Source organism: Arthrobacter sp. B2I5, from assembly GCF_030816735.1.
In the GTDB taxonomy this organism is placed as follows: Bacteria; Actinomycetota; Actinomycetes; order Actinomycetales; family Micrococcaceae; genus Arthrobacter.
This window is the reverse complement of the sequence record NZ_JAUSYF010000001.1, coordinates 1,564,833-1,584,876: the sequence shown is the minus strand read 5'-3', so window position 1 is coordinate 1,584,876 and position 20,044 is coordinate 1,564,833. Positions and strand designations below refer to the sequence as shown.

The following is a 20,044-nucleotide window of genomic DNA, read 5'->3' as shown; positions in this document are numbered from 1 at the left end:
ATCTACTGCGCAGGACCGACATTTTCCGGCAGCAGCATCCGGAAGCCGGGCCCGCGCACGGCCGGATATGCCAGTTCCGGCCGGGCAAAGGCATAGTTAAGCTCTTGAGCCTGCGTTTATGTGGGTACAGTCACCGCATGAATGCGCCACGGAAACGAAGAGGGGCTTGAATTGGCAGGTAATGCAACCTTCCGCCACAGCAACACCGCGCTGCTTTCGGTGAGCAGCGTCGAGGCTCCGAGGATTGTCAGTTCCACGGACTTCGACCGCCACTTGGCGTCCACGCTGAAGCGGCTGAAGTTTCCGCCCCGCCTGCTTGAGCGCGTCGCGGGCATCACTCACCGCCGGTGGTGGGCCCCTGGAACATCGTTCGACGATGCCGCTGTCGAAGCCGGCGCCAAAGCACTGGCTGAGGCCGGCATCGAGGCCTCCGACGTCGGATTGCTGATCAACACCTCGGTGACGCGGCGCAACCTCGAACCGTCCGTGGCGGTGAAGATCCACCACGGCCTCGGCCTGCCGTCGTCGGCCATGAACTTCGACCTTGCCAACGCCTGCCTGGGGTTTGTGAATGCCCTGACCCTGGCTGCGAACATGATCGACTCGGGACAGATCCGGTATGCGGTCATCGTCAATGGCGAGGACGCCCAGCTGACGCAGGAAGCCACCTTGGCCCGGCTGCAGCGGCCCGAAACCACCCGCGACGACTTCAACCGTGAGTTCGCCACCCTGACGCTGGGATCCGGGGCCGCCGCGGCCGTCCTGGGACCGGCCGATGAGCACCCTGGTGCGCACCGGGTGGTGGGCGGCGTAATGCGTGCCGGCACCGAGCACCACGAATTGTGCGTCGGCGGCATCGACGGCATGCACACCGACACGAAAGGCCTGCTCGACGGCGGCCTTCAGCTGGTGGTCGATGCGTGGCACGAAGCGCAGCCCGAGTGGGACTGGGCTGCCATGGACCGCTACGTCACCCACCAGGTCAGCAACGCCTACACCCAGGCCATCATTGACGCGATCGACCTCGACCCCGGCAAGGTGCCCATCACATTCCCGCACTGGGGCAACGTTGGGCCTGCGTCGCTGCCCATGACGCTTGCGGCCGAGGCACAGTCCCTGGGAGCCGGGGACCGGGTCCTGTGCATGGGCGTGGGTTCGGGCCTGAACACCGCAATGCTGGAAATCGTTTGGTGATCGCGGACTGGCCGGGCGTGGACGCCCGATGGTCACGTGAAATCGATGTCCCCTCCACGGCGGGTGTGGACGCGCCAGGCACAGTGCGCCGCTGGCACGTACTGGACAACGGGGCAGAACTCAGCAGCAGCGGCCTGGCTCCCGCCGGAACCCTCCTGTGCGTCCACGGCAACCCCACCTGGTCCTACCTCTGGCGGAGCCTGCTGGCCGCCGGATCCAACCCCGCTCATCCATGGCGGGTTGTGGCGGTGGACCAGCTGGACATGGGCTTCTCCGAGCGTACGGGCACCTTCCGCCGGCTGGCGGACAGGATCCAGGACCTGGGCGACCTGAAGGACGCGCTGGCCCTGGACGGCCCGGTGGTAACGGTCGGCCACGACTGGGGCGGGGTGGTCAGCCTGGGCTGGGCCCTGGCCCATCAGGACCAACTGGCAGGCGTGGTGCTGACCAACACGGCCGTGCACCAGCCCGCAGGCTCGCCCATTCCCCCGGCGTTGCGCCTGGCCCTGCACCCGGCGGTGCACACCTGGGGAACCACCACCTCCGACGCCTTCCTGAGGGTGACGCATTCGTTGGCGGATCCGCCGTTGCCGGCAGATGTCCGCAACGCATACATGGCCCCCTACCGCACAGCCTCACGGCGTGAGGGAGTGGGCAACTTTGTTGCAGACATTCCCGTTGACGCTTCGCACCCCAGCTTTGCTGCGCTCAGCGGCGTCGCGGAAGGCCTCCGCAGCCTTGAGGTGCCTGCCCTGATGCTGTGGGGCCCGCGGGATCCGATCTTTTCCGACCGCTACCTGAAGGACCTCATCGGCCGCCTCCCGCACGCCGATGTGCACCGCTACGAAGGCGCGGGACACCTGCTCGCGGAAGACCGGGACATCGCACCGGCCGTCTTCGACTGGCTTGCCGGGCGGGTTACCGGTTCCGGGGAGGACTCACCAGCGGTTCGGCGCAGCATGCCGCAGGTACCGGCCGGCGAGGGTTTCCGGCCTCTATGGTCGCTCCTCACGGAACTGGCAGCCGGTCCCTCCCAAGGTGAACCGGCCGTCGTCGAAATGAAAGCCGACGGCACCGTTGCCCGTTCCCTTACATGGCAGCAGCTGGACAATGCTGTGGACCGCCTCGCCGCCGGCCTGGACCGGGCAGGCGTCAGGCCCGGCAGCCGGGTCAGCCTCATGGTCCCGCCCGGCGTCGACCTGACCGTAGCCTTGTATGCCTGCCTCAGGTTGGGAGCCGTGGTGGTCGTGGCCGATGCCGGGCTGGGCACCAGGGGGCTGAGCCGGGCAGTCAAGGGAGCCACCCCCGACTTCCTGATCGGCATCGACAAGGCGCTGGCCGCTGCCCGGGTGCTGGGTTGGCCGGGCAGGCGCATCAGCGTCCGCGACCTGCCGGCCGCCCGCCGCCGGGTCCTTGGGGTGGAGACCTCCCTCGCCGTACTGGCAGGGGACGGGTCCAGGCCCACCGCTTCGCCTGAAGGGGGTGCGTCACAGCCGGATCCGGACTCCCCCGCCGCCGTGCTCTTCACTTCCGGTTCCACCGGCCCGGCCAAGGGGGTGCTCTACACGCACCGGCAGCTCGCCGCGATGCGGGACACCGTGGCCGAAACCTTCGGGATCCATCCGGGCCAGCGGCTGGTGGCGGGCTTCGCGCCCTTCGCCCTGCTGGGGCCGGCACTGGGAACCGTATCCGTGACCCCTGCCATGGACGTCACCGCTCCCCGCACCCTGACGGCACGTGCCCTGGCGGACGCCGCGGCGGCCATCGATGCCACCGTGGTGTTCGCGTCCCCGGCTGCCCTGCGCAATGTTGCCGCCACCAGCGGCGGACTGACTGATGATGGGGCGGCCGCCCTGAAACGCGTTGAACTGCTGCTCTCCGCCGGCGCCCCCGTCCCGGAACCGCTCCTTGCCGGGGTCCAGCAGCTGCTGCCGGGCGCCTCCCTTCACACCCCCTACGGGATGACTGAGGCGCTGCCGGTCACGGACATCAGCCTGGAACAGATCCGGGCCGCCGCCGCCGACGCCGAATCCGGAACAAAACCCGGGGCCGCCAACGGCGTCTGCGTGGGCCGGCCCGTCCACGGCGCCCGGGTAGCGGTCATCCAGCTGGCACCGGACGGCACCGCCCCGGGCTCCGTGCCTGTGACGAAGGCCGGGATCACGGGGGAAATCCTGGTCAGTGCCCCGCACGTCAAGGAAGCGTATGACCGGCTCTGGCTGACCGAAGAAGCCAGTGCCGCTGTGCCTGGCTGGCACCGCACCGGCGACGTGGGCCACTTCGACGCCGACGGCCGGCTGTGGGTGGAAGGCCGCCTTGCGCACGTTGTTACCGCGCCGGCCGGAGTGGTAACCCCGGTGGGCGCCGAACAGGCCATCGAGCTCCTGGCGGGTATCCGCATGGCCGCGATTGTTGGCGTGGGACCGGCGGGGACGCAGGCTGTCACCTCCGTCGTGGAGACGGTCCCGCCCGCGCGCAAAGCCGGGCCCGCCGGCGTGGACCTGGCCGGAAAGGTCCGGGAAGCTGCCCGCACGGCAGGTGTTTCCGTGGCCGCTGTCCTGGTTGTCCCCACGCTGCCCACCGATATCCGGCACAACGCGAAGATTGACCGGACGCGCCTGTCCCGATGGGCTTCCTCCGTCCTGGCCGGCGGCCGCCCGGGGACCCCATGAAGATCCTGGTCACCGGCGCCAGCGGGCTCCTGGGCCGGGAAGTCGCGGGGCAACTGGTGCGCAGAGGCTACGACGTCACCACCTTCCAGCGGCGCCCTTCAGGGGTCGACGGCGCCACGGACCACTGCGGCTCCCTCGCCGACGATGCTGCCGTCAGGGGCGCCGTCCAGGGTGCCGAAGCAGTCATCCACCTGGCAGCAAAGGTCTCCTTCACCGGCCGTCCGGCGGAGTTTGACGAGGTAAACGTCCAGGGTACCGGCCGCCTGCTCCTGGCCGCCCGCGGGGCCGGGGTGCGGGACGTGGTTTTCGTGTCCTCGCCGTCAGTGGCCAACTCAGGTGCCGCCATCGCAGGCCTCGGCGCGGAACCGGCGGACCCGGACCGTGCCCATGGTGACTACTCCCGCACCAAGGCGCAGGCCGAACTGCTGGCCCTTGCCGCGGACGCCCCGGACTTTCGTGTTGCCGCCGTGCGGCCGCATGTGGTCTGGGGGCCCGGGGACACCCAGCTGGTGGAACGGGTGCTGGAGCGGGCGGCCCGGCACCGGCTGCCGCTGCTGGACGCGGGCGCCGCCCTGATCGACACCACCTACGTGGACAACGCTGCGGCAGCGATCGTTGCCGCGCTGAAGCGGATCAGCCACATCCATGGCAGGGCGCTGGTTGTCACCAACGGGGAGCCACGGCCGGTGGGCGAACTCATTGCCGGCATCTGCGCCGCCGGCGGCGTCCCCGCCCCGTCATGGTCCGTGCCGGGGCGGCTTGCCCGGGTGGCAGGATCGGCGGTGGAAAAGGCGTGGCTGAGGCTCGGAAAGCAGGACGAACCACCCATGACAAAGTTCCTTGCCGAACAGCTCTCCACCGCCCACTGGTTCGACCAACGCGAAACCCGGAAGCTCCTCGACTGGACCCCGGCCGTCTCGATCGATGAAGGCCTGGGACGGCTGGCCGCGCACTACGGCTCCCGCTGACAGGCGGTTCGGGGCCGGCCAATCCTGCGTTACCAGCGGCCGTTGCGGGGCCGCGGCTGGCACACCGGGCAGGTGTGGGACGAACGGTTCATGAACTGCTCGCGGCGGATGATCGCGTGGATTCCTGCTGCCGCACATCTCTTGCACGGCTCACCCTCCCGGCCGTAGGCGTTGAGGGACCGGTCGAAGTAGCCCGAGGCGCCGTTGACGTTGACGTACAGGGAATCGAAGCTCGTTCCTCCTGCCGCCAGGGCATCGAGCATTACCTCGCGGGCGCTGTCGAGGACCCGTTGCGCCTCGCCCCGGCGAAGGGTGTCCGTGGGCCGGGCATAATGCAGCTTGGCACGCCACAGGGCTTCATCAGCGTAGATGTTTCCGATTCCCGAGACCAGGCCCTGGTCCAGCAAAGCCCGTTTCAGCCCCGTTTTGCGTTTGCGCAGGCGGCGGTAGAAAACATCGAACGAGAACGCGGGGTCCAAGGGATCCCGGGCGATGTGGGCCGCTTCCTCTGCGATGAGTGGAAGGGGGGATTCCGCAAGGCCGCCCGGTCCGCCGTCGTCCGTGGGTACCAGGGCGGTGACAAAGAGGCCACCGAAGATCCGCTGGTCCACGAAGCGCAGCTGGTCCGGCATCCCGTCACGGGGGCTCAGCCGGAACCGGACCTTGAGGTGCTTTTCATCGGGAACGCCAGAGCCCTGCATCAACAGCTGCCCGCTCATGCCAAGGTGCGCCATGAGTGCCACGCCCGGCACGGGGGAATCCTCGGGGTTCCCGGGAAGCGGGGCGGCGGCGTCCACCAGCGGCATCCACAGGAACTTGCCGCGACGCACCACGTCGGACACCATGGCGCCTTCGAGGTTGCCGATGAAGTCCCCGGCCCCGAGGGCGTGGCGCCGGATGGAGCGTGGATCAATGACGTCCACGGCGCCGATGGTCCTGCCGCGGACCCAGTTCACCAGGCCGCGGCGCACCACTTCCACCTCGGGCAGTTCAGGCACGGGGCGCTACTTGGCTGCTACGGAGCCTGCGGAGGTGCCGGGTGCAACCTGGGTCGCGGCACCGGAGAGTACACGCCAGGCGTCGGCTGCCGCTTCCTGTTCGGCTTCCTTCTTGGAATGGCCCGAGCCTTTGCCATAGGCCGTGCCGCCGATGTTCAGCACCGCCGTGAAGGTGCGGGCATGGTCCGGGCCGGAGCCGTCCACTGCGTAGTGGATGCTGCCCAGCTGCCGGCTGGCGGCGAGCTCCTGGATGCTGGTCTTCCAGTCGGTGCCGGCGCCCAGGACGGCGGCGTCCTTCAGCAAGGGACCGACCAGACGCATGACCAGCTGGCGCGCGGTCTCGATGTCGTTGGAAACGTAGGTGGCCCCGATCAGGGCCTCCATGGTGTCCGCGAGGATGGAGGCCTTGTTCTTGCCGTGGGTGAGCTTTTCGCCCTGACCCAGGTAGATGTACTCCCCAATGCCGAGGCTCCGGCCGATGCCGGCCAGGGCCCGGGTGCTGACGACGGCGGAGCGGCGCTTGGCGAGTTCGCCTTCGGGCAGCTCCGGGTTGTCCCGGTAGAGGGCGTCGGTTACGGAGAATCCCAGAATGGAGTCGCCCAGGAACTCGAGCCGCTCGTTGGTGGGTATGCCGCCGTTCTCGTACGCGTATGAACGGTGGGTGAGCGCAAGACGAAGCGTCCCGGCGTCAATAGTGACACCGAGACGCTTCAGAAGCTCTTCAGTTGAAGACATCAGTCAGCCTGTTGGGCCGATTAGACGTCAGCGACCTTGCGGCCCTTGTACTCAAGGAACAGCGCAGTGCCAGCAGAGTCGGTAACGACCTTTGCCTGGTGCGGCAGGCTGTAGGTGACCTGGCCGTTCTCGACGGTCTTCACCAGGTGGGGGGCGGTCGCCTTCCACTGCGAGCGGCGGGCGCGGGTATTCGAGCGAGACATTTTCCGCTTGGGAACAGCCACGGCTAACTCATTTCTCTCTAGACAAACACGTACAAATCAATTTTGCCGGTCAGGCTTAGCCATATCAGCTAGGGCAGCCCAGCGAGGATCCAGGACCTCGTGGTGGTGCCCCGGCTCGTCTTCCAGGCGAACTCCGCATTCGGAGCAAAGGCCCTGGCAGTCTTCCCGGCACACCGGCTGGAACGGCAGATTGGTGACAACCGCGTCCCGCAACACCGGTTCAAGATCGATTACATCGTGCTCGACTCGACGTTGCTCTTCATCTTCTTCTCCGTCCGAAAGCGGGACGCCCTCGTAGAAGAAAAGTTCTTGCACATTGACCTCAAGGTCATACGCAAGGGGATCCAGGCATCGGCCGCACTCACCAGTAACTTCGGCAAGCACGGTTCCTGATACCAGAATTCCTTCGTGTACGGCCTCAAGCCTCAGATCCAGCTCGACATCCGAGCCTTCCTGAACACCAATGAGCGCCACACCAAGATCACCCGGTGCGGGTACATGTTCCTTCAGCGTCCGCATGCTTCCCGGACTGCGTCCGAGGTCCTTGACGTCGAACGCCAGGGGCGAACCAGCATCTCTGTTAATGAGAACTCCTGTTGAACATATGACCGACGTACCATCTTAGCCTGAAGAGCCGCAGCGACTCAAACCGGCAGGAGGAAGCGCCGAAGTACCGATCCAGCCTACCGCTTTGGCTGCTGATCCGGCGAAGGCTCGCCGGAAACCAGCCGGCGGTGCACCGATCGGGGAACATAGTCCGACACGCTGCCACCCAGGACCGACACCTCTTTGATCAGGGTGGAGGACAGATGGACGTAGCTGGCCTCGGCCGGGAGGAAGACGGTCTCCACCCCACTCAACTGCCGGTTCATGGTGGCCATGGGAAGCTCGTAGTCGAAGTCCGACGAGGATCTCAGTCCCTTGACGATGGCCGACACGCCCCGCTGGCGGCAGTACTCCGCCAGGAGCCCCTCGCCCACCGGCTCCACCACGATGCCTTTGAGCAGCGCCAGGGTTTCGCGCGCCATTTCCAGCCGTTCCTCCAGGCTGAACATGTACTTCTTGGCGTAGTTGGTGGAGATGGCCACGATGACCTCATCAAAGAGGCCGGCAGCCCGTGCGATGACTTCGAGATGGCCGTTGTGGATGGGGTCGAAGGATCCGGGGCACACAGCGCGTCTCATGCTCCGAACCTACCCCATGGAAAGCCCGGGATACCATGACTGGATGCATCCACCACGGGAACTTTCCACCCCCCTGGCACCTGCGCCCTGGCAGCGCACAGCGCTCGGAGCCAACCTCCTGGCCCCCGACGGCGGACTGGGTGTCACCATCTTCGAAGAGATGACCACCCTGGCCGTCCAGACCGGCGCGATCAACCTGGGGCAGGGCTTCCCAGACGAGGACGGGCCGGCCGAAATCCGGGAGGCGGCCCGGGCAGCCATCACAGCGGGGGCCAACCAGTACGCGCCCGGCAAGGGCCTGCCCGAACTCCGTGCGGCGGTGGCCGCGCACCAGGAACGCTTCTACGGGCTCAGGCCGGACCCGGCAACCGAGGTCATCATCACCACCGGGGCCACGGAAGGCATCGCCGCCTCCCTGCTGGCCTTCGCCGGACCGGGCGATGAGGTCCTGACGTTCGAGCCTTTCTACGACTCTTACGGCGCAGTCATTGGACTGTCCGGCGCCTCCCACGTGACCGTGCCGCTGGCTGCCCCGGACTTCATGCCGGACCTGGCAGCATTGGATGCGGCCTTCAACGAGCGGACCAAAGTGGTACTGCTGAACAATCCGCATAACCCCACCGGCGCTGTCTTTCCACCGGCCGTCCTGCAGCGCGTGGTGGAGCTGGCGGGAAAGCACGGCAGCATCATCATCACGGATGAGGTGTACGAGCACCTCACCTTCGGCGTGGCCCATACCCCGGTCGCCACCCTTCCGGGTGCCGCAGCCCGCACCATCACCATCTCCTCTGCCGGAAAGACGTTCTCGCTGACCGGCTGGAAGATCGGCTGGCTGAGCGGACCGGAAGAACTGGTCTCCGCCGTCCGCACGGTAAAGCAGTTCCTTACCTACAGCTCAGGCACGCCCTTCCAGGGAGCGATCGCCGCCGGCCTGGCCCTGCCCGACGATTTCTACACCGGCATCGCCGCCGCCCTTGGGAAGAAACGGGACATCCTCAGCGCCGGACTCCGGGCGGCGGGCTTTGACGTCTTCACACCGCAGGGAACCTACTTCGTCAACGTGGACACTGCTCCGCTGGGCATCACGGACGCCCTGGACCTGGCCCGCCGCCTGCCGGCACTGGTGGGCGTGGCGGCCATTCCGGTTCCCGTCTTCTGCCACCCGGAAGGTGCGGAGCGGATGCGAAGCCTGCTCCGGTTTGCCTTCTGCAAGAAGACCGAGGTCCTGGAGGAGGCCGCGGCGCGGCTGGCCACCCTGGGCGGCAGGCTCTGATGTCCGGCGGCAGCGGCGGGACTGCCAGCCGCTTCCTGCGGACCACGGGCCAGCACGCCACCATCGAAACCGATGCATTTACTGATGGCGGCTATGTCCTCAGCATCGGCGGAGCCGAACAGTCCCACGTCAACCTGGACCGGCCGGAGGACATCTTTTACGAGTACCTTCGCAGGATTGGGCACCTGGTGGATTTGGCGGCCCCGCCCGGCCGGCAGATCAGCGCCCTCCACCTCGGAGCCGGGGCCCTGACGCTGGCGCGGTACATTCAGGCCACCCGCCCCGGCTCGGTGCAGTACGCGGTTGAGCTGGAACGCGAGCTGCTGGACTTTGTCCTTCGGCACCTTCCCATGCCCGAGGGAACGGACCTGACCACCATTATCGGCGATGCCCGTGAGGCGCTCGGTGCGCTGGACCCCGGCCTGGGGTTCGACGTCGTAATCCTGGACATCTTTTCCGGCCCGGAAGCCCCGGCCCACATCGCCACCAGCGGGTTCTACCGGGAGGCCAGGGAACGTTTGCGCCCGGACGGCCTGCTGATCGTCAATGTGGGCGACGAAGCGGCCCTGACACTGGTCAGGAGCCAGGTGGCGGCGATGCGCGATGCGATGGCGGATGTGGGCGCCGTTGCGGAAGCCGGCATGTTCGAGGGCAGGTACCCGGGCAACATCATCCTGGCAGGGACGCAGGGCCCCTGGCCGGAGGCCTGGACAGCTGACCTGACCGCGCGCGGCCCCCACCCAGCACGTATCCTGGTGGGAGTGGACCTGGACCCCTTCTCGGGCTAGGCCCCCGGGGTGCCAGGCCCGGCAGTTTCAGGCCCGGCAGCGTCCGCCAGGTCATCCGCAGCGATGGCATCGGGCACAAATGGTTCGGCGTACCACAACCGGGTTTCCCCGTATTTCTTCTCGGCGAACCGCGTCATCCCGTCCGGCCATTGCGGTTCCGGGGAGCGCGAGGAGCGTTCCACCACGACAACGGCACCGGGGACCAGGTGTGCGGCCAGCTTCTGCAGCACAGCTGCCAGCGCGGCATCCTCCAATGGATACGGCGGATCGAGGAACACCAGGTCCCAGGAAGCGGATTCCGGGACGCGGCCCAGGAAAGGCTCCACCTTGGAGCGGTGCACGGTCACGGTTTTGCGGCCCAGCACCCCATTGATGAGGTCTGCATTGCGCTGGCATACACCGCTGGCCTTGGCATCCGACTCAACCAGGTCCACCGCCTTGGCTCCCCTGCTGGCGCTCTCCACTCCCAGCGACCCCGACCCCGCATAAAGGTCCAGCACCCGGGCACCGGCAATGATTTCAAAGGCGTCGAGGCGGGAAAACAGCGCTTCCTTCACCCGGTCCGTGGTTGGCCTGGTCAAGGACCCTGGAACGGCCGCCAGTGGGGTGCCGCCGGCAGCACCGGCAATAATCCTGGTCACCGCGCCCACCGCGATCCGCCGGCGCCCGGTGCGCTTATGCCCGCTGCGCTTCTCTTGCTAACCGCGTTCAAGGAACGCCTCCTTCTCAGGGTTGAGGTACTTCTCGATGGCATCGGCAAGCTCCGGGCAGCCGGACAGCAAGGGGTCCCCGGCAACGATTGCCTGCGCGTCTTCCCTGGCCCGGGCGATCACGTCCTCGTGTTCGAGGACCCGCAGCAGTTTCAACGTGGACCGTCCGCCGGATTGGGAAGCGCCCAGGATATCGCCCTCGCGCCGCAGCTTGAGGTCCTCCTGGGAGAGGACAAACCCGTCGGTGGTGGCCGCGACCGCATCGAGCCGCCGCCGGCTTGGATGACCGGGTTCCAGGGCGGTGACCAGCAGGCAGGTTCCCGGCAGGCCGCCGCGGCCCACACGGCCGCGGAGCTGGTGCAGCTGGGAAATACCGAACCTGTCGGCGTCGAGGATGACCATGAGGGTGGCGTTGTGGACGTCCACCCCCACCTCGATCACGGTGGTGGAGACGAGCAGCTTGATGCGGTTGGCGGTGAAGCCGGCCATGGTCTCCGTCTTCAGCTCCGGGTCCTGGCGCCCATGCAGGGGAGCCAGTGGAACCCCAGCCAGCGAGGGCTCGGAGAGCAGATGGTCCACGACGGCGGTGACCGACGCGAGCTCCCGCGCCTCCTCACCTTCCACTCCGGAAGGTGCCGCCTCCCCCGGGCTGAAGTCGCCGTCGTCGTCCGTTCCGATCTTGGGACAGACCACGTACACCTGGTGGCCGGCGTCGATCTCTTCCCTGGCGCGTGCCCAGATCCGCGCCGCCCAGGCGGGATTCTCCGCCAGGCCCACGAGGTGCGTGGTGATCGGGGCGCGCCCCTTCGGCAGTTCGTCGAGCGTGGAGGTCTCGAGGTCGCCGAACACTGTCATCGCCACGGTACGGGGAATGGGCGTGGCTGTCATGACCAGCAGGTGCGGCGGCTTCCGTGCCTTGGCCCGCAGGGCGTCCCGCTGTTCCACGCCGAAGCGGTGCTGTTCGTCCACCACGATCAGTCCGAGGTCGTAGAAGGAAACATTGTCGCTGAGCAGGGCATGGGTGCCGATGATGATTCCCGCCGTCCCCGAGGCGGCGTCCAACATCGCCTGTTTCCGCGCCGCCGTGGACATGGACCCGGTCAGGAGGGTGACCTGCACGGAAGGACCATCGCCCCCGGCCAGCCCGCCCAGGAGTCCGTCACTGGAGAGCACGCCCAGGGTGCGGCGGATGGAGTCGTAGTGCTGCGCGGCGAGCACTTCGGTGGGCGCCAGGAGCGCAGCCTGCCCGCCGGCGTCGATGACCTGCAGCATGGCCCGCAGCGCCACCACGGTCTTCCCCGAGCCCACTTCGCCCTGCAGCAGCCGGTTCATGGGGGCAGCCTGCGCCAGTTCCGCCGCGAGGGTGTTGCCGACGGCGGCCTGGCCGGCCGTGAGTGTGAAGGGCAGGTTTTGGTCGAAGGCAGCCAGGATACCGTCGCGGACAGGACGCCGGGCGGTGGCTTCCTCGGCGGCGAGCTGGGCCCGCCGCCTGGCCAGCGCGGATTGCAGCACCAGGGCTTCCTGGTAACGGAACCGGTCCCGTGCGCGTTTCCAGTCGGCGGCTGTTTCGGGCGCATGGATGAGCCTATAGGCATCCGCCACGGACAGGAAGGCTTCCCTCCCAGCGACTGCAGGCGGCACCGGGTCCGGCAGCGAGCCCAGGTCCGCGGTTTCGAGCAGGGTGTTGATGACTTTCTGGATCCGCCAGCTGGGCAGCTTTGCCGTGGCCGGATAGACCGGGATGGGCATCGCGGCGAGTTTCTCCGGATCACCGCTGCCCTGGACGAACGGGTCATCGTCAAGGAGCTGGAAGTCCGGGTTGGTGAGGCCCAGCTGGCCTTTGAAGCTGCTGACTTTCCCTGAGAACAGGGCGCGCCGTCCCTGCAGCAGTTCAGCTTTTGCCTTGTAGCCGTTGAAGAAGCTGATCTTGAGGGTCCCGGGCACTTTGCCGCGGTAGTCCGTTCCTCCCACCAGCCGGAGCCCCTGCTGCCCGTCGTCGTCGGAAACAATGACGTCGGTGATGGTCCCCCGTCGTGCCTGCATGTGCCGGGTGCTGCTGGAAAGCACCCGGGCAATGAGGGTGACCTCCTCATTGAGTGGCAGCCCGCTGATGGGCGTCAGCTCACCGCGCATGAGGTAACGCCGGGGGAAGTAGTTCAGGAGGCCCTCGACAGTGGTGATGCCGAGGTGTTTCTCGATGACGGCGGCGGAGCGCTTTCCGATCCGGCGCTCCAGGGCCAGGTCCAGCTCAGCGCTCATGCCCGCCGGTGTTCACCTTTTCCACATCCGGGTCCCGCGGAAGCGCCAGCTCACTGATGCTGATCTGGGACGGCTCACCCAGGGACCGGATGATCTCCACGGCCGGACCGGGATCCGGAACGTGCACGTGCACCCGCCACCGGTAGTTGCCCTCCTGATCCGGACCGCTGCCCACCTGGCTCATAATGACGGACTCGCCGATCTCGTCCAGCCGCTGCCGGAGCGTGGCGGCGTTCAGGGGCGAAAGGCTGATGGTGCACATGACCTCCATGCCGTCGTCGTCAGGCATGGAGGTATGGATGTGGGGGTCGGAGACGTCATAGCCGTGGAGGCCGTCGAGGAGTTCACTCTGCAGTTCTTCGCCCAGGACGGCGGAGCGGAGGCAGTCCAGGATCAGCAGCATGCCCACGCCGCCTGCATCCACGACATGGGCGGACTGCAGCGCATCGAGCTGTTCCTCGGTGCGGATCACGGCGGCCAGCGCGCCCTCCACCGCGGCGTCCAGGGCGAGGCCCAGCGCATGGTTGCTGTCATCGCCGTCCTGGGCGGCGTCGACGGCGGCTGCCGCACGGGCCGCCGCTTCCATGACCGACAGCATGGTTCCCGGAACCGGATCGCTGAGTGCGGACCAGGCGCGGATCTGGGCGCGGTTCAGTGCTGCCGACAGGAGCGTGGACGTCAACCGGGTATGGCCGGCCAAAGGCTCTGCCGCGGCACAAAGAAACACGGAAAAGAGAGTGCCGGAGTTTCCCCTTGCTTCCTCCATGGCGGCCTGCCCGGCGGTGGCGAGGACTTCCCCGACGTCGACCGGGGCCGGCTGGCCGTCTGCAAGGACCAGTGAACGGGCGGCAGCCCGGACGGTGAGATAGAGGTTGGTTCCGGTATCGCCGTCGGCCACCGGAAAGATGTTGATGGCGTTGAGCCGGTCACTGTGGTTTCCCAGGGCAGTTTCAGCCTTGCCCAGCCACCTCTTCATCGCCAGCGCGTTGGCGGCAACCTTAGTGTGCAAAGTGATCCCATCCCCCGTTGTCCGCGGTCCGGCCCGCTGTCAGGACGCCCGGGCCTTCGTCGGTACCGAGTGCATGTATCGAGCCTATCGCAGTGAATCCGGGTGGCAGCTGAACATGAGCCGGGAATGTGGCCAGCAGCCCGTGGTCCTCTCCCCCGCCCAGCACCCAGGCTGCGCCATCCACGCCCAGCCGGGCGGCGGCCGGGGCCAGGAGATTCGCCAGTTGGGTCAGCCCTGCCGGGTCGAGGGCCACAGCCACCTTGCTGGCGGCGGCCAGGCGCTTGCCGTCCCGCTGAAGTCCGTCCGAAATGTCCAGCATGGCCGTGGCACCTGCCGCCCGCGCAGCCGGTCCGGCCTGCAGCGGCGGACGCGGACGGCACTGCAGGTCCACGAAGGCGCGCTCCGCCGGGGTGAGCGTATCCAAGGCGATGTCCGATTCAAGCAGGGCCAGGCCCGCCGCGGCGTGTCCCACTGTTCCCGCCAGCGCCAGGATGTCCCCCGGCCTGGCGCCGGACCGGAGAACGGGCGGTCCGCCGTCCAGCGTTCCCAGCACCGCCGCGGTCACCGAAATCTCCCGGCCCCGGCCCAGGTCTCCGCCGGCCACCGAGCAGTGGCTGGCGCCAAGCTCGCGGATCCCCGCTGTCAGTCCATCCGCCAGGTCCTCCACCCAGGCCACCGGGGTATCAACGGGGAGCGTAAGGCTGACCACCATGGACGTTGCGTGTGCACCCATGGCGTTGATGTCGCTGAGGTTCTGTGCCGCCGCCTTCCACCCGACGTCGAACCCGGTGGTGCGGTAGCCGTTGGGCCACAGGAGGCGGAAATCCTGGTCCTGGACCTGGGTATCAATGCTGATGACGGTCCTGCCGTCCGGGGCTGCGATGACGGCGGCGTCATCGCCTGGCCCCAGCAGCGTGCTGGTGCTGTGGCCGTCCGTCATCTGAAGGCGCGGAAAAATCCGGTCCAGCAGCTCGGCTTCGGAAAGGCCGGCGACTGTGGGCTGGCGGTCAACGCGGTTACGGAGGTCTTCAGGCACGCCACTACGCTACCGCGCCCGGCCGACATCGTGTCCGGACGGGGGCGACGGCGGCGATAGGCTGGGATTATGCACCATCCCCAGCTGCCCCTGTCCGCCCGTGCCGCCAGGATGGCGCTGGCCGGGGGAATCGCCGCCCTTTCCCTGACCGCCTGCTCTCCTGCCGTGGACGTCACCGCGGCCAAGGACGCCGCCAATCCGTTGTGCGCGCCGATGATGGTGGCATTGCCGGACGTCATTGGGGATTCGAAACTGCGGAAGACCAACAGCCAGGCCACTGCTGCGTGGGGCGACCCATCGCTGGTCATCCTCCGCTGCGGTGTCAACGTGCCGGGGCCCACGACGGACCGCTGCGTCACCGTCAACGGCGTCGACTGGGTCATCAAGGAAGGCGACCCCGTGTGGACGCTGACCACCTACGGGCGCGAACCTGCCACGGAGATCCTGATGGACCCGGACAAGATCAGCTCCGCCACAGTCCTCGCAGACCTGTCGGCAGCGGCGGAAAAGGTGCCGTCCGCACGGAACTGTGTGGGCCAGGAAGACCTGCAGAACCTGCCGAAGAGCCAGTAGGCTCCAGCGGATCCTGCAGACCGTGGGCCCCACCCCGCCAGGGAGCCGGCGGGCTCAGCGCAGGCCGGTCCTGCGGTTAAGCGCCAGGTGGATGAGTTCATCGATCAGGTCCCCGTAGCCCAGCCCAGATGCTGCCCACATTTGCGGGTACATGCTCTTGGGCGTGAAGCCGGGCATCGTGTTGATCTCGTTGATGATCAGTTCGCCCTCGGCCGTGTAGAAGAAGTCCACGCGGCTCAGGCCCTCGGCACCCACCGCGTCAAAGGCGGCGGCAGCGAGTTCACGGACCCGGGAAATAGCTTCTGCCGGGATCTCTGCCGGGCAGCTCAGGGAGGCGGCATCATCCTCGACGTACTTGGCGTTGAAGTCGTAGAACTCGTGGGTTCCGCCGGCTACGGAGATTTCGCCGGGCATTGAGGTCCGCGGCGCATCGGTGCCCCTGCCTTCCAGGACTGCGCATTCGATTTCTCGGCCGACAATTCCGGCTTCGATCACCAGCTTCAGGTCATGGCGGCGCGCTTCTTCGATGGCGGGGTCCAGGTCCTCCAGGGAGTCAACCTTGGAGATACCCATCGACGAGCCTGCACGGGCCGGCTTGACGAAGACAGGGAAGCCGAGGCGGTCCACCTGCTTCCGGACGGATTCGGGGTCCCTGCGCCACTGCCTGTCGGTGACGGCAACGTAGGGTCCCACGCGGAGCCCGGCGGCTTCGAAGACCACCTTCATGTAGTGCTTGTCCATGCCCACGGCGGATGCAAGCACTCCGGCGCCGACGTAGCGGGTGTCCGAAAGTTCAAGGAGGCCCTGGATGGTGCCGTCCTCGCCGAAGGGCCCGTGCAGCAGCGGAAAGACGACGTCGACGGCGCCCAGTTCCTGGGGAACTTCATTGGGTGCCGCCACAATCAGCTGGTGCTCGCCGCCGATCTCGGCCAGTGTCACGGTCTGCGGCGAGGGCACGACTTCAGGAAGCGATGATGCCGCAAGCGACCACTGTGCCGTATCGGCCGGGGCAAGAACCCACTGGCCGGTCTTGGCGATCCCGATGGGGATCACCTCGTATTTGTCCTTGTTGATCGCGCCCAGCACGCCGGCTGCGGTCACGCAGCTGACGGCGTGTTCGCTGGAGCGGCCGCCGAAAAGCACTGCTACCCGCGGTTTCCTGGTGGTGGCCGTTTCAGCTGTGGTGGGTGTGTCGTGGGACATGGTCAGTAATCGCCTTCAGGTTTCAATTCCCGGGACAGCAGAACGGGCCCCAGTTGGTCAACGGACAGCTTGCCTGCCAGTACCGCGACGACGGCGGCAGTGATGGGCATTTCGACGCCGAGCTTGCCGGCGAGTTCATGGACGGCCTGGCCGGATTTGATGCCCTCGGCGGTCTGGGTCATCTTCCGGCCCACCTCCTCCAGCGTCAGGCCCTGGCCCAGCAGCCTCCCGGCGGTGTGGTTCCGGGACAGTGCGGACGAGCAGGTGGCCACGAGGTCGCCCAGCCCGGCGAGACCTGCCATGGTCTTGGCATCGCCGCCCAGTGCCAGGGCGAGGCGGGACGTTTCGGCGAGTCCGCGGGTAATCACCGATGCCTTAGTGTTGTCCCCCATCTGTTTGCCTTCACAGATGCCCACTGCCAGCGCGATCACGTTCTTGACGATGCCGCCGATTTCGACGCCGACCACATCGGATGTGGTGTAGGGGCGGAAGTAGGGGGCGGTGCAGGTCCTGGCGAGCCAGCCGGCATTGGCGGAGTCGGTACACGCCACCACGGATGCGGTGGGTTCCTGCCGCGCGATTTCCATGGCGAGGTTGGGCCCGGAGACAACCGCGATGCGTTCCAGCGGCAGGTCCAGCTCCTGGCCGATGACCTCGCTCATCCTGGCATCCGTGCCCAGCTCCAGGCCCTTCATCAGGGAGACCACAACAGCTCCGGGCGCAATCATGTCCTTCCATTCCCGCAGCTGCGGGCGGAGGGACTGGGCCGGAACAGCCACGACCACGAGCTCGGCGCCTGCCAGGACTGCGCGGACGTCGGTGGATGCAGTGATGCTTTCGGGCAGGACAATGTCCTTGAGGTAGTCACTGTTGCGGTGGCTGCTGTTGATCTCCTCCACCACTTCAGCGCGCCGGCCCCACAGCCTGATGGCACGCGGCGTGCCGGTGGCAATGGCGGCGTCGGCCAGGACCTTCGCAAAGGTCGTCCCCCACGATCCCGCTCCCAGGACGGCAACGGTACGGGCCGCCCCCGGCCTCGCGTCAGCGGTCACGGGGCTTCCGTTCCTGATCCCGGCTGCTGTCCGCGTTCAACGAACCGTCCGTGCTTGGCTTGCTGCTGCTTGGCCGGGTCCCAGCGTTCCGCGGGAGGCTGTTCACCGCGCAAACCTGCCAGCAGTGCCGTGATCGCATCCATGATCACCTCGGTGGCCTCCGCCAGGGTGGCCTTGTCCAGGGGACGCCCACTGAACGCGCTGAGGTCCACCGGATCGCCCACCACAACACGGGAGCGTTTGCGCGGGAAGATGTGGAACGACTTGCCGTACCGGGGGAACACTTCATGCGCGCCCCAGTGCGCGATGGGAACCACGGGAATGCCGCCTTCGAGGGCCAGCCGCGCCGCTCCCGTGTGGCCTTTCATGGGCCACAGGTCCGGGTCCCGCGTCAACGTGCCTTCAGGATAGATGATGATCGCGCCCCCTTCGGCGACAATCTCCTGGGCCACTTGCAGCGATCGGTTCGCTCCCGCCGTCGAGCGCTCCACCGGCACCTGCTTGGTGGCGCGCAGCAGCCAGCCCAGGGCCGGGACCTTGAACAGCCCGGCCTTGGCCAGGAAATGCGGGGCCCGCTTCTGGTTATAGAGCATGTGCCCCACCACCAGGGGGTCGATCTCCGTGCAGTGGTTGGGGGCGGCGATGAAGCCGCCGGCGGGAAGTTTTTCGGTGCCTTCCCACGTCTTGGCCATCATGACGTTCAGCAGCGGCCGGGCGACGGCGGCGATGAACACAAATGTGGCCCTGCTCTTGGCCGATTCCTTCACGGTCCCCGCGCTACTTCGCAGTGGTGATGTCGAAGTCGGCACCGAGGCCGGCGAGCTTTTCCGTGAAGCGCTCGTACCCCCGGTTGATGATGTCGATGCCGGTCACCCGGGAGGTTCCCGTGGCGGCCAGGGCGGCAATCAGGTGGCTGAATCCGCCGCGGAGGTCCGGAACGTCGATGTCGGTTCCCTTGAGCTGGGTGGGGCCCGAGATCACTGCGGAGTGCAGGAAGTTGCGCTGGCCGAAGCGGCAGGGCACGCTGCCCAGGCACTCGCGGTGCACCTGGATGCTGGCGCCCATGCGGATGAGAGCGTCGGTGAAGCCGAAGCGGTTTTCGTAGACCGTCTCGTGGACGATCGATACGCCCTCGGCCTGGGTCAGCGCCACAACGAGTGGCTGCTGCCAGTCAGTCATGAAGCCGGGGTGGACGTCCGTCTCCAGGACCAGCGGGTTCAGCTTTCCGCCCTTGTGGTAGAACCGGATGCCGTCCTCGCCGATGTCCATTCCGCCGCCCACCTTGCGGTAGGTGTTCAGGAAGGTCATCATGTCGCGCTGGGAGGCGCCTTCAACGAAGATGTCGCCACGGGTCACCAGTGCGGCCGAAGCCCAGGACGCCGATTCGTTGCGGTCCGACAGCGCACGGTGGTTGTAGCCGCCGAGGTCGCGGACGCCCTCGATCCGGATGGTGCGGTCCGTCTGCACGCTGATGATGGCACCCATCTTCTGCAGCACGGCGATAAGGTCGATGATTTCCGGTTCCGTGGCGGCACCTGAAAGCTCGGTGATGCCTTCGGCGCGGGTGGCGCTCAGCAGGACCTGCTCGGTGGCACCCACGGACGGGTACGGCAGCGAGATCTTGGCTCCGTGCAGGCCCTTTGCGGCCGAGATGTGGATGCCTCCGGGGCGCTTCTCCACGACGGCGCCGAACTGGCGCAGCACATCCAGGTGGTAGTCGATGGGACGGTCGCCGATCTTGCAGCCGCCCAGGTCCGGGATGAAGGCTTCACCAATCGCGTGGATCAACGGCCCGCACAGCAGGATGGGAATCCGGGAGTCCCCGGCATGGGCATCGATCGCGGTGCTCGGAGCTGTCTTTGCAGCCTTGGGATCCAGGGTGAGATCGCCGTTGACGGGGTCTTTCTCCACGGTCACGCCATGCAGCTGCAGCAGGGAGGTGACAACCTCCACGTCCTTGATCTCCGGCACGTTCCGCAACACCGAGGGTTCGTTGCCCAGCAACGCCGCCACCATGGCCTTGGGAACAAGATTCTTTGCCCCACGGACGCTGACGCGGCCAGTAAGCGGGACACCGCCGCGGATTGTCAGAACACTACTCATATACCGGTTTCCTCACGATCACTAGCCCCCAAAACCTTGCAAAGGCTCCAACCAAGCATAGGA

The 20,044-nt window shown here is 67.1% G+C and carries 19 protein-coding genes; 6 read left to right on the top strand and 13 right to left on the bottom strand.

From position 1 onward, the window contains the following. Positions 1 to 171 precede the first annotated feature (171 nt). Genes QFZ60_RS07490 through QFZ60_RS07480 form a run of 3 tightly spaced genes read left to right on the top strand, consistent with a single transcriptional unit; the run spans position 172 to position 4,834 of the window. On the top strand, positions 172 to 1,194 hold the full coding sequence (locus QFZ60_RS07490) for a 3-oxoacyl-ACP synthase III (protein WP_200830407.1): 1,023 nt from the start codon (positions 172 to 174) through the stop codon (positions 1,192 to 1,194). Then, complete coding sequence (locus tag QFZ60_RS07485) at positions 1,188 to 3,866, top strand: alpha/beta fold hydrolase (RefSeq protein WP_307089421.1); 2,679 nt, start codon at positions 1,188 to 1,190, stop codon at positions 3,864 to 3,866. The genes QFZ60_RS07490 and QFZ60_RS07485 overlap by 7 nt, the downstream gene beginning before the upstream one ends. Beyond that, positions 3,863 to 4,834, top strand: coding sequence for an NAD(P)-dependent oxidoreductase (locus tag QFZ60_RS07480; RefSeq protein ID WP_307089420.1), 972 nt, complete (start codon positions 3,863 to 3,865; stop codon positions 4,832 to 4,834). The genes QFZ60_RS07485 and QFZ60_RS07480 overlap by 4 nt, the downstream gene beginning before the upstream one ends. 29 nt (positions 4,835 to 4,863) lie before the next feature. On the opposite strand, the gene mutM is transcribed toward QFZ60_RS07480, so the two are convergent. The 5 genes from mutM to coaD all read right to left on the bottom strand — a co-directional run bounded on the left by mutM (position 4,864) and on the right by coaD (position 7,975). After that, positions 4,864 to 5,832: a bifunctional DNA-formamidopyrimidine glycosylase/DNA-(apurinic or apyrimidinic site) lyase gene (gene mutM / locus QFZ60_RS07475; RefSeq protein WP_307089418.1), complete on the bottom strand. Its 969-nt coding sequence runs from the start codon at positions 5,830 to 5,832 to the stop codon at positions 4,864 to 4,866. 6 nt (positions 5,833 to 5,838) lie between these two features. Further along, the gene (gene rnc, locus QFZ60_RS07470) at positions 5,839 to 6,567 is read right to left on the bottom strand and encodes a ribonuclease III (protein ID WP_307089416.1); all 729 of its coding nucleotides are present in this window, start codon (positions 6,565 to 6,567) and stop codon (positions 5,839 to 5,841) included. Positions 6,568 to 6,587: 20 nt separating this feature from the next. Then, positions 6,588 to 6,791 (bottom strand): 50S ribosomal protein L32, encoded by a 204-nt coding sequence (gene rpmF, locus QFZ60_RS07465; protein WP_009356569.1) that lies wholly within the window; start codon positions 6,789 to 6,791, stop codon positions 6,588 to 6,590. Positions 6,792 to 6,827: 36 nt separating this feature from the next. Then, positions 6,828 to 7,352 carry a DUF177 domain-containing protein gene (locus QFZ60_RS07460; protein WP_142116821.1) on the bottom strand — a complete coding sequence of 175 codons (525 nt, stop codon included), beginning with the start codon at positions 7,350 to 7,352 and terminating at the stop codon, positions 6,828 to 6,830. 122 nt (positions 7,353 to 7,474) lie between these two features. Beyond that, the gene (gene coaD / locus QFZ60_RS07455; protein ID WP_056335335.1) at positions 7,475 to 7,975 is read right to left on the bottom strand and encodes a pantetheine-phosphate adenylyltransferase; all 501 of its coding nucleotides are present in this window, start codon (positions 7,973 to 7,975) and stop codon (positions 7,475 to 7,477) included. Positions 7,976 to 8,018: 43 nt separating this feature from the next. On the opposite strand from coaD, the gene QFZ60_RS07450 reads away from it, so the two are divergent. After that, a complete protein-coding gene (locus tag QFZ60_RS07450) occupies positions 8,019 to 9,248 on the top strand; it encodes an aminotransferase class I/II-fold pyridoxal phosphate-dependent enzyme (protein ID WP_307089413.1) in 1,230 nt (409 codons plus the stop codon). Beyond that, positions 9,248 to 10,036 (top strand): spermidine synthase, encoded by a 789-nt coding sequence (locus QFZ60_RS07445; RefSeq protein WP_307089412.1) that lies wholly within the window; start codon positions 9,248 to 9,250, stop codon positions 10,034 to 10,036. The genes QFZ60_RS07450 and QFZ60_RS07445 overlap by 1 nt, the downstream gene beginning before the upstream one ends. Here the strand turns inward: QFZ60_RS07445 and rsmD are convergent. The 4 genes from rsmD to thiL are packed head-to-tail and all read right to left on the bottom strand — an operon-like array spanning position 10,033 to position 15,050. Continuing rightward, positions 10,033 to 10,677, bottom strand: a complete 645-nt coding sequence (rsmD, locus tag QFZ60_RS07440; RefSeq protein ID WP_307089410.1) for a 16S rRNA (guanine(966)-N(2))-methyltransferase RsmD — start codon at positions 10,675 to 10,677, stop codon at positions 10,033 to 10,035. The two genes, QFZ60_RS07445 and rsmD, sit on opposite strands and share 4 nt — an antisense overlap. Positions 10,678 to 10,734: 57 nt before the next feature. Beyond that, the gene (locus QFZ60_RS07435) at positions 10,735 to 13,005 is read right to left on the bottom strand and encodes an ATP-dependent DNA helicase RecG (protein WP_307089408.1); all 2,271 of its coding nucleotides are present in this window, start codon (positions 13,003 to 13,005) and stop codon (positions 10,735 to 10,737) included. Further along, on the bottom strand, positions 12,995 to 13,981 hold the full coding sequence (locus tag QFZ60_RS07430) for a DAK2 domain-containing protein (RefSeq protein ID WP_307093249.1): 987 nt from the start codon (positions 13,979 to 13,981) through the stop codon (positions 12,995 to 12,997). Before QFZ60_RS07430 ends, QFZ60_RS07435 begins: the two co-directional genes overlap by 11 nt. Positions 13,982 to 14,003: 22 nt before the next feature. Continuing rightward, the gene (thiL, locus tag QFZ60_RS07425; protein ID WP_307089406.1) at positions 14,004 to 15,050 is read right to left on the bottom strand and encodes a thiamine-phosphate kinase; all 1,047 of its coding nucleotides are present in this window, start codon (positions 15,048 to 15,050) and stop codon (positions 14,004 to 14,006) included. A gap of 69 nt (positions 15,051 to 15,119) precedes the next feature. Between thiL and QFZ60_RS07420 the strand changes: the two genes are divergently transcribed. Continuing rightward, positions 15,120 to 15,623, top strand: a complete 504-nt coding sequence (locus tag QFZ60_RS07420; RefSeq protein WP_307089405.1) for a DUF3515 domain-containing protein — start codon at positions 15,120 to 15,122, stop codon at positions 15,621 to 15,623. A gap of 54 nt (positions 15,624 to 15,677) precedes the next feature. On the opposite strand, the gene QFZ60_RS07415 is transcribed toward QFZ60_RS07420, so the two are convergent. Genes QFZ60_RS07415 through murA form a run of 4 tightly spaced genes read right to left on the bottom strand, consistent with a single transcriptional unit; the run spans position 15,678 to position 19,981 of the window. Then, positions 15,678 to 16,826, bottom strand: a complete 1,149-nt coding sequence (locus QFZ60_RS07415; protein ID WP_307089404.1) for a D-alanine--D-alanine ligase family protein — start codon at positions 16,824 to 16,826, stop codon at positions 15,678 to 15,680. Between the two features lie 2 nt (positions 16,827 to 16,828). Continuing rightward, positions 16,829 to 17,878, bottom strand: coding sequence for an NAD(P)H-dependent glycerol-3-phosphate dehydrogenase (locus QFZ60_RS07410; RefSeq protein WP_307089403.1), 1,050 nt, complete (start codon positions 17,876 to 17,878; stop codon positions 16,829 to 16,831). Beyond that, entirely contained in the window at positions 17,875 to 18,645 is a 771-nt protein-coding gene (locus QFZ60_RS07405) for a 1-acyl-sn-glycerol-3-phosphate acyltransferase (RefSeq protein WP_307089402.1), read from the bottom strand. Before QFZ60_RS07405 ends, QFZ60_RS07410 begins: the two co-directional genes overlap by 4 nt. A gap of 10 nt (positions 18,646 to 18,655) precedes the next feature. Beyond that, positions 18,656 to 19,981 (bottom strand): UDP-N-acetylglucosamine 1-carboxyvinyltransferase, encoded by a 1,326-nt coding sequence (gene murA / locus QFZ60_RS07400; protein WP_307089401.1) that lies wholly within the window; start codon positions 19,979 to 19,981, stop codon positions 18,656 to 18,658. Positions 19,982 to 20,044 lie beyond the last annotated feature (63 nt).

Coding starts and splice junctions, on each gene's coding strand:
- QFZ60_RS07450 (WP_307089413.1), top strand. CDS start 8,019: ATGCATCCACCACGGGAACTTTCCACCCCCCTGGCACCTGCGCCCTGG.
- QFZ60_RS07430 (WP_307093249.1), bottom strand. CDS start 13,981: ATGAAGAGGTGGCTGGGCAAGGCTGAAACTGCCCTGGGAAACCACAGT.
- rnc (WP_307089416.1), bottom strand. CDS start 6,567: ATGTCTTCAACTGAAGAGCTTCTGAAGCGTCTCGGTGTCACTATTGAC.
- coaD (WP_056335335.1), bottom strand. CDS start 7,975: ATGAGACGCGCTGTGTGCCCCGGATCCTTCGACCCCATCCACAACGGC.
- QFZ60_RS07415 (WP_307089404.1), bottom strand. CDS start 16,826: ATGTCCCACGACACACCCACCACAGCTGAAACGGCCACCACCAGGAAA.
- QFZ60_RS07480 (WP_307089420.1), top strand. CDS start 3,863: ATGAAGATCCTGGTCACCGGCGCCAGCGGGCTCCTGGGCCGGGAAGTC.
- QFZ60_RS07420 (WP_307089405.1), top strand. CDS start 15,120: ATGCACCATCCCCAGCTGCCCCTGTCCGCCCGTGCCGCCAGGATGGCG.
- QFZ60_RS07435 (WP_307089408.1), bottom strand. CDS start 13,005: ATGAGCGCTGAGCTGGACCTGGCCCTGGAGCGCCGGATCGGAAAGCGC.
- QFZ60_RS07445 (WP_307089412.1), top strand. CDS start 9,248: ATGTCCGGCGGCAGCGGCGGGACTGCCAGCCGCTTCCTGCGGACCACG.
- murA (WP_307089401.1), bottom strand. CDS start 19,981: ATGAGTAGTGTTCTGACAATCCGCGGCGGTGTCCCGCTTACTGGCCGC.